General features: G+C 71.6%; 12 protein-coding genes and 1 pseudogene. 7 read left to right on the top strand and 6 right to left on the bottom strand.

Features of this window, described 5'->3' with window-relative positions; translation table 11 throughout:
• Positions 1-157 precede the first annotated feature (157 nt).
• The gene (locus KK087_RS04535) at positions 158-1,231 is read left to right on the top strand and encodes an Abi family protein (protein ID WP_307859974.1); all 1,074 of its coding nucleotides are present in this window, start codon (positions 158-160) and stop codon (positions 1,229-1,231) included.
• On the opposite strand, the gene KK087_RS04540 is transcribed toward KK087_RS04535, so the two are convergent.
• Complete coding sequence (locus KK087_RS04540; RefSeq protein WP_214564334.1) at positions 1,232-2,188, bottom strand: helix-turn-helix transcriptional regulator; 957 nt, start codon at positions 2,186-2,188, stop codon at positions 1,232-1,234.
• 62 nt (positions 2,189-2,250) lie between these two features.
• Here KK087_RS04540 and KK087_RS04545 point away from each other — a divergent pair, with 62 nt between their 5' ends.
• The gene (locus KK087_RS04545) at positions 2,251-2,670 is read left to right on the top strand and encodes a VOC family protein (protein ID WP_214543403.1); all 420 of its coding nucleotides are present in this window, start codon (positions 2,251-2,253) and stop codon (positions 2,668-2,670) included.
• Positions 2,671-2,689: 19 nt separating this feature from the next.
• On the opposite strand, the gene KK087_RS04550 is transcribed toward KK087_RS04545, so the two are convergent.
• Complete coding sequence (locus tag KK087_RS04550; protein ID WP_214564335.1) at positions 2,690-3,502, bottom strand: putative RNA methyltransferase; 813 nt, start codon at positions 3,500-3,502, stop codon at positions 2,690-2,692.
• A 34-nt stretch (positions 3,503-3,536) separates the two neighbouring features.
• On the opposite strand from KK087_RS04550, the pseudogene KK087_RS17250 reads away from it, so the two are divergent.
• The 5 genes and pseudogenes from KK087_RS17250 to KK087_RS04570 all read left to right on the top strand — a co-directional run.
• Positions 3,537-3,962 (top strand): annotated as a pseudogene (locus tag KK087_RS17250) (SDR family NAD(P)-dependent oxidoreductase); the annotation flags it as partial.
• Positions 3,963-4,129: 167 nt separating this feature from the next.
• Positions 4,130-4,351 (top strand): SDR family oxidoreductase, encoded by a 222-nt coding sequence (locus KK087_RS17255; RefSeq protein WP_307859987.1) that lies wholly within the window; start codon positions 4,130-4,132, stop codon positions 4,349-4,351.
• 49 nt (positions 4,352-4,400) lie between these two features.
• Positions 4,401-5,021: a CG0192-related protein gene (locus tag KK087_RS04560; RefSeq protein WP_214564336.1), complete on the top strand. Its 621-nt coding sequence runs from the start codon at positions 4,401-4,403 to the stop codon at positions 5,019-5,021.
• Between the two features lie 51 nt (positions 5,022-5,072).
• A complete protein-coding gene (locus KK087_RS04565; RefSeq protein WP_214564337.1) occupies positions 5,073-6,011 on the top strand; it encodes an aldo/keto reductase in 939 nt (312 codons plus the stop codon).
• A gap of 386 nt (positions 6,012-6,397) precedes the next feature.
• Positions 6,398-6,538, top strand: coding sequence for a hypothetical protein (locus KK087_RS04570; protein ID WP_214564338.1), 141 nt, complete (start codon positions 6,398-6,400; stop codon positions 6,536-6,538).
• A 446-nt stretch (positions 6,539-6,984) separates the two neighbouring features.
• Here the strand turns inward: KK087_RS04570 and KK087_RS04575 are convergent, their stop codons facing one another.
• Genes KK087_RS04575 through KK087_RS04590 form a run of 4 tightly spaced genes read right to left on the bottom strand, consistent with a single transcriptional unit; the run spans position 6,985 to position 12,310 of the window.
• Positions 6,985-7,197, bottom strand: coding sequence for a hypothetical protein (locus KK087_RS04575; protein ID WP_214531008.1), 213 nt, complete (start codon positions 7,195-7,197; stop codon positions 6,985-6,987).
• A gap of 59 nt (positions 7,198-7,256) precedes the next feature.
• Positions 7,257-7,493, bottom strand: a complete 237-nt coding sequence (locus tag KK087_RS04580; RefSeq protein WP_214564339.1) for a hypothetical protein — start codon at positions 7,491-7,493, stop codon at positions 7,257-7,259.
• Between the two features lie 34 nt (positions 7,494-7,527).
• Positions 7,528-10,680 carry a GH92 family glycosyl hydrolase gene (locus tag KK087_RS04585; protein WP_307859976.1) on the bottom strand — a complete coding sequence of 1,051 codons (3,153 nt, stop codon included), beginning with the start codon at positions 10,678-10,680 and terminating at the stop codon, positions 7,528-7,530.
• A 46-nt stretch (positions 10,681-10,726) separates the two neighbouring features.
• On the bottom strand, positions 10,727-12,310 hold the full coding sequence (locus KK087_RS04590; RefSeq protein WP_214564340.1) for a serine/threonine-protein kinase: 1,584 nt from the start codon (positions 12,308-12,310) through the stop codon (positions 10,727-10,729).
• Between the last annotated feature and the right edge of the window lie 3 nt (positions 12,311-12,313).

Below are 12,313 nucleotides of genomic sequence, written 5' to 3' on the forward strand. Positions count from 1 at the left end.
GCGGTGTCCGCGCCGGGTGACGCGGACCGGCACCACTTGTGGTGCCGAACCGATGTTGGGTCCTGCGCCGGGCCTCCAGACCGCTCCTAACGGATCCCTGACGCCGCCCTGGCGGACGCATGCACGCTCCTAACGCCTGTGGAGAGCGCTCGATCCCGTGACGCGGATCCTGGTAGAGTTTCGGCATCACGATCGGCCCGCTCGCCTCACGGCTCGGGCCGATTTTCTTGTCTCGGGGGGGCGCATGGAGTACGTGAAGCCGTGGCTCTCGATCGGTGAGCAGATCGAGAAGCTGGCTTCCAAGGGAGTCCGCATCGGTGATCGGGGCGTCGCGGGCTCGGTGCTGCGCGAAGTCGGCTACTACCGCCTCACCGGATACCTCTATCCCTTCCGTGAATCCTCGTTCGAGATCGACGACGACGACGGCCGTCGGCGCATCGAGGTCCAGGACCGGTACCGGGCAGGGACGGAACTCGCCGCAGCCGAAGCGCTCATCGTCTTCGATCGGAGTCTCCGGCTCCTGGTGATCGAAGGTGTCGAGCGGATCGAGGTGGCCGTTCGGACCCAGGTAGGCCACGTCCTCGGGGAGCACGCCCCCTTCGCCCATGAAGACGTGTCGCTCTTCACCGAGGCGTTCACCGCGCACCGGGCCGATGCGTCCGATGGCTCCAGCCCGCACACTGCTTGGCTGCAGCGCGTCCGCGAACGGCAGGATTCCTCGGATGAATCGTTCGTTGCCCACTTCCGCACCAAGTACGACGACCGGATGCCCATCTGGGCGCTCACCGAAATCCTCGAGCTGGGACACCTCGCTCGGCTGTACGGCGGACTCCGTAACGACGTCGCCACCCGGATCGCCCGAGAGTTCGGCGTCCCGACCAAGAAGACGATGCTGAGCTGGCTCGCCTCGGTCAACTACGTCCGGAACGTCGCAGCACACCATGCGCGTCTGTTCAACCGGAAGTTGGTCGTGGTCCCGAAACGGCCGAGGTCCGGTGCTGTACCGCTCCTCGCACATCTCTCGGGAACCGATGCGCCGAAGCAGTTCGGTGTCTACAACACCATGGCGGTGATGGCCTACCTCCTCAGGTCGATCCCGTCCGACCACGACTGGGCCGAGCGCGTGGCCGCTCTCCTCGGGGCCTTCCCGAGCAACGAACACGTCGATCTCTCGTCGATGGGTGTCGGTGCCGGTTGGCTGGACCACGCGCTCTGGACCGGTCGCCACTGATCACGCTGGTCCCCGCGTGCCGGCCGAGCGCAACCGGTCGACGAGGTCGGCCACGGCCTCGACGAGCTCGTCCGGACCCACGACGACGAAGTCGACCGCAAGTCCCGCGACCACGCCGGCGAGCCCATCCCACGACCACGATCCGAGGGTGACGCTGACCCAGTCGTCCTCGAGCGGCTCGACCACGGCGTCCTCGGGCAGGTACGGCGCGATCCGCCGCGCATCGCCCGCCGTCGTGGTCACCGAACCGGTGCACGGCCACACGTCGTCGACCGCCGACCCCTTGAACCGCGCGGACACGAACGCGGCCGCATCGCCACCGGGGATCGGTCGCGGCGTGAAGGGGACACGGGTGCGCATCCGCGGCGTGATCCGGTCGATGCGGTGGGTGCGCCAGTCGTCGCGGTCGGCATCCCAGTCGAGCAGGTACCAGCGACCGTTCCGGGCGACGACGGCGTGCGGTTCCACCCGGCGCGGGGTCTCGTCCTCGCCGTAGCCGAAGCGGAACACCTCCTGCAGGTGGACGGCCTCGCTCACCGCCACCAGGACGTCAGGGTCGGTCGTGGTCCGGCTCGTCGCGGTCACGGCCTGCACCGCGTCGACCCGGGACCGCAGCCGCGCGGGCATCACCTGCCGGACGGTCGCCAGGGCGCGGGCTGCCGACTCGGCGACGTCCGCCCCCGAGGCCGGCGCCACGGCGAGCGCCAGGGCGATCGCCACCGCCTGGTCGTCGTCGAAGAGCAGCGGGGGCAGGTCGGAGCCCGCCTCGAGCCGGTAGCCGCCAGCGGGCCCGCGGAGCGCCTCGACCCGGTACCCGAGCCCGCGGAGCCGATCGACGTCGCGGCGGACGGTGCGGGGACTCACCTCGAGCCGCCCGGCGAGTTCGTCGCCCGGCCAGTCGCGGTGCACCTGGAGCAGGGAGAGCAGCGCGAGCATCCGTGCGGAGGGTCCGGCCATGGCGTCCATCTTCGTCCGAGAAGCGGACACGACCTGACCGCATTGCCCGACATCCTCGTCCCATGAGCATCGAAACGACAACCCACCTCAACTTCGACGGCGACGCCCGCGCGGCGCTCGACTTCTACGCATCGGTCTTCGGCGGCGAGGTCACCGTCGCCACATACGGCCAGATGGGTGCCCTGGACGACCCGGCCTGGGCGGACCGGATCGTGTTCGGTCAGGTCTCCACGGCCGCCGGCTTCCGCGTCATGGCCTTCGACGTCTGGCCCGGGCAGCCCTACGACCAGGGATCGAACGCCTTCTACGTGTTCGTGCACGGCGACGACACCGCCGAGATCGAGCGGTACTGGGCCGCACTGTCCGACGGCGCCGAGGTCCGGCAGCCCCTGGAGCCCTCGGCCTGGGCGCCGTTGGCCGGGCAGCTGCGCGACCGCTTCGGCGTGGTCTGGCAGCTCGACGTCGCCCCGGCTGGCGACTAGTCGGTCCCGGCGGCCGCGGTCAGCGGGTCGGCGTCCACGTCGACACGGTCACCGCGGCCGTCACCGTCGCCGGCTCGAACACGGTGTCCGCTGCGACGTGGTGGTGGCTCGGCCCCATGTGCACCACGTCGTGGACGTCCTCCGCCGACAGCTCCATGGTCCACGTCAGGTCCTCGGAGGACCGCAGCGTGAACGACGGCGTCAGGGAGTCGTGCAGCCGGCGCTCCTTCTCCGGGTCCACGCTGATCGTCGCCTCGGCGAGCTCCGCCAGGTGGCCGGTCCGCGGGGTCACCACCGCGAGCACGCCGTCCGGGTGCAGGACGCGGGCGTACTCCGTCTGGTTGCGGGGTGCGAAGACGTCGAGCAGGACGGCGGCAGCGCCGTCGACGACCGGGAGGCGCTCGGTCACGTCCCCGACGACGGCCCCCACACGCTCGTGGACGCGTGCCGCACGCCGGATCGCGACGGCCGACAAGTCCAACGCGACCCCGAGCCTCCCGGCCGCCGCGCGCAGCGCATGCGCCAGGTAGGTCCCCGGGCCCGAACCGACATCGAGCACGATGCCGGGCGCGGTGGCGTCCGCGACGATCGCGGCGAGCGCCCGCTCGACGGGCGCGTAGTGCCCGCGCCCCAGGAACCGCAGCCGCGCGTCAACCATCTCCGGGGTGTCCGCGGTGAGTGCGCGCCGCTTCGCGGGCAGGAGCGTCAGGTGGCCCTGCTTCGCCTCGTCGAACCGGTGACCGTTCGGGCAGCCGACCTGGCCGCCGTCGACGCGGCCGAGGGGCTCGGCGCACACAGGGCAGGCGAGCATCGGCAGCAGGTCGTCACGCACCGGCCCAGCGTACGGGCCTCGGTAGCCTGACCGGATGTCGCTGCAGCAGCTCTTCGGCCTCGACGGCCGCACCGCACTCGTGACGGGAGGCAGCTCCGGCATCGGTCGAGCGATCGCCACCGCACTCGCCGATGCGGGTGCCCGCGTCCTCGTCGCCGCCCGGACGTCCGCGACCATCGACACCACCGTCGCCGGCATCCGCCAGACGGGCCGCTCGGCTGAGGGCATCGTCGCGGACCTCTCCTCCCGCGCTGGCGCACACGCACTCGCGGACGCCGCCGGAGACGTCGACGTGCTGGTGAACTCCGCCGGGATCAACCTGCGGCCGCCGATGCCGGAACTCGACGAGGCCACCTGGGACGCCACGATGGCCGTCAACCTCGACGCACCGTTCGTGCTCGGGCAGCGGCTCGCACCCGGCATGGCGGCACGTGGGTACGGGCGGATCGTGTCGATCAGTTCACAGCAGGCCCACCGCCCCTTCGCCGCCAGCGGCGCGTACGGGGTCTCCAAGGCCGGTCGGGGCCCCGCCGCCGGTTCCGGACCGACGCGCCAGCGGCGGGCTGGCCGTGCCGGTGGGGAGAGGCGCTGGCCCGGTCCCAGGCAGAGGCCTGGTCCGCGCAGGGGATCACCTCCAACGTCCTCGTCCCCGGTTTCGTGCGCACCCCACTCAACGAGCGTCTCGGGTCCGACCCGGCGACGGTCGCGGCCCTCGCCGCGCGGACGCTGGTCGGGCGGAACGGGCTCGCGTCGGACTTCGCCGCGGCGGCGGTGTTCCTCGCCGGACCCGGGTCGGCCTACGTCACCGGACAGGCCATCGCGGTGGACGGGGGGTTCTCCGTCCACTGACCTCGAGGTGCGCCGACGGCAGGGTGCTGCGCGGCAGTACGGTCAGGACATGGCAGTCATCGAGCAGGCAACGCTCCGCCCCTCCAAGGCCGAGGCGCTCGCCGCCTGGCTCCCCGACCAGGCGTGGAGCGGCGTCGTCGCAGGAGCCGCGCTCGAGATCGTCGGGCAGTTCCGCTTCGACGACCCCGCCGGCGAGGTCGGCATCGAGGTGCTGCTCGTCCGCACCGAGGACGGCCGGGTCCTGCAGGCGCCACTGACCTACCGGGATGCACCACTGCCCGGCGCCGACGCGTTCCTGGTCACCGAGATGGACCACTCCGTGCTGGGACGACGGTGGGTGTACGACGCCGTGGTCGATCCGGTCCACGCCGACGTCCTGCGCCGCGCGATCGTCACCGGCGGGCACGAAGCCGAGCTCGAACTGGCGAACGGTGCCGGACGGCGGTCGAAGGACGCCTGGGCCCACGGCAGCGGCTCCGCTCCGGACTCCCACACCGTCACCTCGGTGCGAGCGACCACTGCGGATGCGGTGACCTCGATCGCGACCGACCACGGCACGATCGTCGTCGCACGGGTCGTCGGCACGGCCCTGCCCGAGGGCGAGACGCTCATCGGTACGTGGGCCGACCGCTCCGAGGTGCTCGCCGTCCTGGTGCCCGACCGCGCCTGAGGTACTGGCAGGGCCTGCCTGTGCCGGGGTTCGGCTGGCAGGATCGACGGCGTGAAGACACTGGAGTTGCCACAGACGGACCTCACCGCCTCCGACGTCGTCGTCGGACTGATGCGGATCAACGACATGAGCGACGAGGACATCCGTTCGCTCTACAGCGCCTCGCGTGATGCGGGCGTGAACATGTTCGACCACGCCGCGGTCTACGGCGAGTGGCACGGCTGCGAGGAGCGGTTCGGCGCGGCTGTCACGCTGTCGCCCGCGGAGCGCGCCGAGATCGTGCTGCAGACCAAGGTCGGCATCCGGCCGACGCCGAAGGGCGCCTACTTCGACTTCTCGTACGAGCACATCCTCGAGTCCGTGCACGAATCGCTCGAGGCGCTGCAGACCGAGTACGTCGACGTCCTGCTGCTGCACCGCCCCGACGCCCTGGTCGAGCCGGAAGAGGTCGCGAAGGCCTTCGACGAGCTGCACGCCGCCGGCAAGGTGCACCACTTCGGCGTCTCGAACCACACCCCCGGCCAGGTCGACCTGCTCAAGAAGCACGTCCGCCAGCCGCTCGCGTTCAACCAGGTGCAGCTGAGCATCACGCACGCCAACGTGATCTCGCAGGGCTTGACAGCGAACATGGGTGGCCTCGAGCAGTCGGTCGATCGCGACAACGACATCCTCAACTACTCGCGGATCAACGACATCACCCTGCAGGCCTGGTCGCCGTTCCAGAAGGGCTTCTTCGACGGCGTCTTCCTGGGCGACCGTGAGCAGTACGCCGAGCTGAACGACGTGCTCGAGGAGGTCGCCACCGCGCACGGGGTCACCCCCACCGGCATCGCGGTCGCGTGGATCACCCGCCACCCCGCGCACTTCCAGGTCGTCCTCGGCACGACGAACCCGCAGCGCGTGCGGGACTCGGCCGCCGGCTCGGACGTCGAGCTGTCACGCGAGGAGTGGTACCGGATCTTCACCGCGGCAGGACACACCGTTCCCTGAACCGGAACGGCCCGGTCGACTCGGGCAGGGTGGGGTCGTGCTCCACGCTCTCGCCCTGCCCGTCCGTCTGACCACACGCTCCGGCGAACTGACGCTGCGGAACGCCGTGGACGAGGACCTCGACGCACTCATGGCGCTGTTGTCCGACGACCCGATCAGCGCCGCACGAGGTTGCGCACCGGTTCTACGAGCGCCTCGGCTTCACCGGCTCACACGTCGGGTTCAAGTACCGGGTCTCCGACCCTTCCGCCATCCCGCCTGATATGTCACACTGAGACCAGTCGCCCCATCGAGGTGGGTGCGGAAGTGATCCCCGGGAGATCCTGCGGTATAGCGGGGCCCGGGGATTCGCGCGTTCACCGACGGTGCTCGTGGACGCTCAGCACATGGTCCAGCTGCTCGAGGTAGGCCGTTTCCCCTCGCCGGGCCAGCGCGACCACGCCGCAGACCGCATCCGCCGCCCAGAGAAGTGGCTCGCGGCCACCCGGCAGGTGCTCGAACACCAGCCCGTGAACCAACTTGCGTGACCGCAGGGCGTCGAGGTGCGCGCGATCGTTCCGGTCCGAGGGCCCGCGAGATTCGAGGACGACTCGGTCGACACCGCCCGCGCGGAGTTCGAGATCAAGTGCTCAAGAGCAAGACGGCGACGACGCTCGCTCCGGACGGATCGGTCAGTCACGCTCACGACCCCGATGGCTTCGAACGGATGGTCGCACAGCATCCCGACGATCCCGGTGCGGTGCCGAGCGTCACTCTCGGACCAGTGCAGCTTCCGCGCCGACCGTGGCTTGATGGCGCAGAGCGAGTCCCGGAACCGCTCAGCATCGCTGTCGGCAACTGTCACCGCCCCGAGGATGTACGCGCCGGGGTCACGTTCGTCTCCGGGCTCGGACTCGTCCACGTAGGCCGTCGGTACCATTCCGGAATACTACCGGCCAGGTGGGGCCACTCGCCCGATTCGACCGGGCGTGCGCTAGTCGCCGGAGGCGGAGTCCGCAGACCGCGGCGTCGGCACGTTCACGTCGACCGGGGACACCCCGGCGGGATCGGCCGAAGCACCACCCACGACGTCGAACGAGATCCCCAGCATCGCCGGGTCCTCGTCGAGTTCGAGCCCGTCCTCGCGGACCTGGTCCTCCGGGATCGCACGGCCACCGGACGGATCGAACGTGTTCGCAATCGACATGCCGACGAGCATGCCGGTCGCGCATGAGCGTCGCCTCCGAACAGGCCCTGCGGTACCGATCAGTCGGCGAGGTCCTCCGGCCGGAGGCGCTCACCGACCTGCGGACGCCGGAACACCGGGCCGCCACCGGCCTCGTCCTCGTCGTGGTGACTGACGGGCGAGACACTCGGGTCGGCGGAGTCGTCGCCGACGTCGGCGCCGCGGTCCTCCTCCATCTCGAGCTCGGACTCGTCACTGCCGTCCACGGGGATGGACCGGCCCTGCTGTTCGGGATCGAACGGTGCGCTCATCGACATGGGCCGAGCATGCTCCCGCTCGGTGAACGCCGGGTCAACGCTGTCCGTCGGCCGCGATGAGTTCGAGCTGCGTGAGCGGCAGGTCCGTCCCGGCGGTGAACACGAACGACGAACCACCGCCGATGATCCGGAACACCCGGGTCTGCCCGGCCCACGTGAACTCGGCGCCGTCGACCGCGGTGACGGCGTCGTCGAGGGCGACCTGCCACGAGTAGGAGCCCGGCGATGCGACCGTCACGGTGTACAGCGAGGCGGCGGGGCACGTCACGTCGAAGGACACGGACTCCCCCACGGCGAGCGCCGTGACGGTGCGGCCGGTGTCGTCGGTGAGCGCCGAGACCCCGACGGGCAGGACGTCCACCGGGGCGTCCCGGTAGCCGTGCACGTCGGAGGCCGAGACGGGGCGGGTGTCCGAGGCCCATCCCTGCGGTTCGTCGGACAGGGTGAACTCGACCCGCGACGCGGCCAGGACCACGCTGTGCGGGATGGTGACGGACGTCCAGGGCGAGCCGTCGACCGTCACCGACGCCACGTAGGCGCCTGCGGAGCCGGTGGCGATCTCGATGACCGTCTCCGTTCCTCCCAGCTGTCGCAGCACCGTCCTGCGGACCGACGGCGGTACGAGCACGTAGGTACCGGTCGACGGCGCCAGCGGGTACAGGCCGATGGTGGCGAAGACGTACCAGGCGCTCATCTCACCGTTGTCCTCGTCGCCCGGGTAGCCCTGCCCGAGGTCGGATCCGACGAACAGCCGCTCGAGCGATTCGCGGACGATGCGGTGTGCGTCGTCGTGCCGCCCCGTGAACATCGGGAAGAAGGGGATGTGGTGCGCGGGCTGGTTCGACAGCCCGAGCATGCCCATCCGGACGTCGCGGGCCTCGGTCATCTCGTGGATCGGGAACCCGTACGAGCCGGAGCGTGCCAGGGCGCCGGTCTCGGGGGTCGCGAAGAACGCGTCGAGCGCCGCGTCGAACCGCTCGGGGCCGCCGTGCAGGTCGACGACGCCGGCACCGTCGTGCGGGGCCGTGAAGGCGGTGCCCCACGCGTTCGTCTCCGTGTAGTCGTCACCCCAGTCACGCGGGTCGAACTCGGTGCCGACCCGCCACGAACCGTCGGGGTCGCGCCCGATGAAGAACCCGCGCTCGGAGTCGAAGACGTGCCGGTACTGCAGGGACCGGCGGGCGAACCACTCGGCCTCGGCCTCGTAGCGCGACAGGTCGGCGGGCGTCCGCGCCCGTGACGCCAGCAGGCCCGCCATGACGGCCAGACCCCAGTCGTTGATCGCCGCGTCCAGGGTCCACGACATCCCCTCGTGGGTCGCCGTGTCGACGTGGCCACGGAAGGCGCCCGGGAGGCTCCCCTTGCGTCCGACGCGCTCGTCACGCGGCGGGACGGTCGCGTTCCGCACCGCGCTCCGGTACGCCTCGGCCAGGTCGAAGCCGCGCACGCCCTTCACCGCGAGGTCGGCGAAGACGGTGTCGCTCGTGGTGCCGGTCATGCAGTCCTCGGCGCCCGGGGCACTCCAGCGGGGCGTCCACCCGCCGTCGTGGTGGTGCTCGACGAAGCCCTGCGCGAGCTCGCCAGCGGTCTCGGGGGTCAGGAGTCCGAGGAGCGGCCAGGCCGTGCGGTAGGTGTCCCAGAAGCCGTTCGTGGTGGTGAACGGGCCCTCCACGACCTCTGGTCCGGGCTCGTCGCGGATCGGTTCCGCCAGCACGTCGCCGTACGGGGAGCGGTGCCGCGGGGTGCCGGTCAGGGCGGTCTCGCCGGCGCGGTTCGGGTAGAGGAACAGCCGGTAGAGGCCGGAGTACAGGCTCGTCAGCTGGTCGGGTGTCGCGCCGTCGAAGGTCAGCGTCGCGAGCTTCTCCGTCCACAGCGCCTCGGCCCGGGAGCACATGGCGTCGAACGAGCCGGCGACGTCGAGGTTCGCGCGGGCGTCCTCGATCGAGACGGTCGAGATGCCGAGCAGGACGTCGACCGGACCGTCCGTGCCCCCGGCCTCCCCGACGGACAGCCAGCCGCGCAGCTCGTGCTCGCCGATCGTCGTGTGGTCGGCCGTGACCCCCGCGATCCGGAGGTGCACGTGGTGCGGTGGCGTGCCAGGTCGGTCGTCGAGGACCGCCTCGACCACGGCGGTGCCGTCGGTGATCGTCACGGAGACGTCGGAGACCCGGCCGTGGTGGTCGAGCACGACGCTGCGGGTGCCGGTGAACCGGAACCCGAGGGCGAACTCCCCCGCGGTCAGCTCGGCGGTCACACCGTGCTCGAGGGCGACGCGGTAGCGGTGCGGGCCGTCCTGCTCGTCCTCGTGGTCGAACCCGAGCGCGCGGGCGGCCCGGTCGACGTCGGGGGTGTCGAGCGGCGAGGGCATCACCTGGAACACCCCGCGGTCCCCCATCCACGGCGACGGGATGTGGCTCGTCGCGAAGGCCTGGATCGCAGGACGGAGTCGTCCATGGTCGTCGAGCCGGTCGTGCTCCTGGTACGCGTACGGCCAGCGGTTGCTCGACGCGTCCGTCATCGGCAGGCCGAACACCCCACCGTGCGGGACGCCGACGAGCGGAGCGTTGTTCCCGCGGGAGAACCGCGAGGACGCCTGGGTGCCGCGGGTCGTCCGGACGTGGTCGAGCGGGGTCGTCGGGATCGGGCGCGCGGGGGCGATGCGGACGGCGTCGAGCCAGCCGCGCAGCGCCGGACGCGCACCGTCGGCGTCCGTAGCCGGTGCATCGGAGCCGAGCCGGGCCTCCAGGCGGTCGACGACCAACCCCGCGAACGGCGTGAGGTCGACCACGCGACGGTTCCACTGGTCCACCCACTGCTTGCGGGCCGCGTCCTGCGCGTCCGGGGTGACCGCATCGCCGTACTGGTCGCGGGTCGCCACGTGGTCACGAAGCCGCGAGCCGTCGGTGAAGACGACGTCGACGGCGAAGGCGGTGGCGTCCCAGAAGTGCGGCAGGTCGGCTTCGGTCGGTTCCGATGCCCCGTCGGGCAGGGTCCGCTCGGGGAACCAGACCCAGGAGAGCTCGTCACCGGACGCGATCGTTCGACCGGAGAACCCGGGGACGATCGCCTCGGCCACGGACACGCCCGCCGGTCGTTCGACGAGCCAACCTTCTGCACAGTCGAAGCCGACACCGTTCCGAGCCGCCACGGCCGTCGTCGGACCACCGCTCCGTTGCAGTTCTCGCACGGACCGAGCCTATTTGCTCCAGGGACTGGACGAAAACCCCGGCGTGTCAGTCCTTGTTCTTCCCTGGAGCGCTGCCGGACTTGCCGGGAGCGGTGTCCGACGAGGTGTCGACCGCGCCGGTGCCGTCCTGCGGCTCCTGCACGGGGTTCGACGCCGGGGCGCTCGGCTCGGGGCCGACGGGCGGGTCCTGCGTGGGCTGTTCCGGCTCGGTCGGTTCGCTCGGCTCCTCGCTCGGTTCCTCGGCCGGCTGCGAGGGCTGCTGCTCCTGCGACGGCTGCTGCTCGGCGGGTTCGCTCGGCTGCTGCTCCTCGCCGGGGTCCTCGCTCGGCTGCTGCTCGGTCGGCGCGGTCGAGGTGGTGTCGGTCGGGGCCGGTGTGCCGTCGTCGTCGCCGTTCAGGGCGAACACCGCGACCCCGATGCCGATGAGCACCAGGACGATCACGACGATGGCGGCGACGAGCGGCCCGCGCTTCTTCTTCTCCGGCTCGTCCTGCGGCCCGCGGCTCGGCGTCGGGCGGACGGGCGGGGCCGGCGGCGGGGTCGGCCCGCTCGGGCCCGATGCGCCGCGGTCGTTCGCCTGGGCACCGAGGACGGTCGTCGAGACGTCGTCGGCGGGGTTCGGCCGCTGGGTGTCGAGGACCCGCGTGGCGTCGTCGCCCGGGCGCACGCCGCCGTTCGGCAGTTCGCTCGCCGGCATCGCCTGCGTCCGGTCGTCGGCGTTCGCGGCGGCTGCGGCACCGGCCCCGACTGCGGCACCCGCGGCACCGGCGGCCGCAGCCGTCACCACGCCGGGTGTGCCGGGCAGGAGCTGCGTGGCGTTCGTCGGCTCGTCACGGCCCAGGGCACGCAGACGCTCGGCGGCCTCGGCTGCCGTCGGTCGCTCCGCCGGGTCCTGCGCCGTCATCACGTGCAGCAGGGTGCGCCAGGCCGTGGGCAGCTGCCGGTCGATCTCGGGCGAACGGGTGAGCCGAGCGGTGGCCGACTCGACGGCGCTGCCCGGGAACGGCTGACGACCGGTCATGCACTCGAGCAGCACGAGCCCGAGCGAGTAGACGTCGGCCTTGCCGGTGATCTCCTTCGCCAGGACCTGCTCCGGGGCCAGGTACGCGGCCGTCCCCATCACGGTCCCCGTCCCCGTCACGCGTGAGGCGTCACGGAGCAGGGCGATCCCGAAGTCGGCGAGCTTGACGTGCCGGCCGTCGCTCTCGAGCAGCACGTTCGCGGGCTTCACGTCACGGTGGACGATCCCCTGCGCGTGCACCGCGGCCAGGCCGTCGGCGACCTGCGCACCCAGGCGGGCGGCGGTCGCGGGGTCGAGGGGCCCTTCGCGCAGACGGGTGGCGAGGTCACTGCCCGGCACGAGCTCCATGACGAGGTACGAGTCACCGTCGACGTCGTCGAGTGCGGCGTCGTAGAGCGTGACGAGTTCCGGGGCACGCAGCGTCGCGAGGGTCTGGATCTCCGCCTCGGCGCGGGCGCGCTCACCGCGGTCGACGGGGCCGATGCGGAACACCTTGACCGCGACCTCGCGACCGAGCTGCTCGTCGACCGCCCGGTACACGGACGCCATGCCACCGTGTCCGAGCGTGCCCGTGACGCGGTACCTGCCGCCGAAGACCCGTTCTTCCATGCC

The organism is Curtobacterium aurantiacum (assembly GCF_018598555.1).
Taxonomy (GTDB): Bacteria; Actinomycetota; Actinomycetes; order Actinomycetales; family Microbacteriaceae; genus Curtobacterium; species Curtobacterium aurantiacum.

What these genes read in the sequence shown, in the direction of transcription:
- KK087_RS04540 (WP_214564334.1), bottom strand. Translation starts at nt 2,188, where the DNA reads ATGGCCGGACCCTCCGCACGGATGCTCGCGCTGCTCTCCCTGCTCCAG.
- KK087_RS04545 (WP_214543403.1), top strand. Translation starts at nt 2,251, where the DNA reads ATGAGCATCGAAACGACAACCCACCTCAACTTCGACGGCGACGCCCGC.
- KK087_RS04560 (WP_214564336.1), top strand. Translation starts at nt 4,401, where the DNA reads ATGGCAGTCATCGAGCAGGCAACGCTCCGCCCCTCCAAGGCCGAGGCG.
- KK087_RS04570 (WP_214564338.1), top strand. Translation starts at nt 6,398, where the DNA reads ATGGTCCAGCTGCTCGAGGTAGGCCGTTTCCCCTCGCCGGGCCAGCGC.
- KK087_RS04575 (WP_214531008.1), bottom strand. Translation starts at nt 7,197, where the DNA reads ATGTCGATTGCGAACACGTTCGATCCGTCCGGTGGCCGTGCGATCCCG.
- KK087_RS04580 (WP_214564339.1), bottom strand. Translation starts at nt 7,493, where the DNA reads ATGTCGATGAGCGCACCGTTCGATCCCGAACAGCAGGGCCGGTCCATC.
- KK087_RS04590 (WP_214564340.1), bottom strand. Translation starts at nt 12,310, where the DNA reads ATGGAAGAACGGGTCTTCGGCGGCAGGTACCGCGTCACGGGCACGCTC.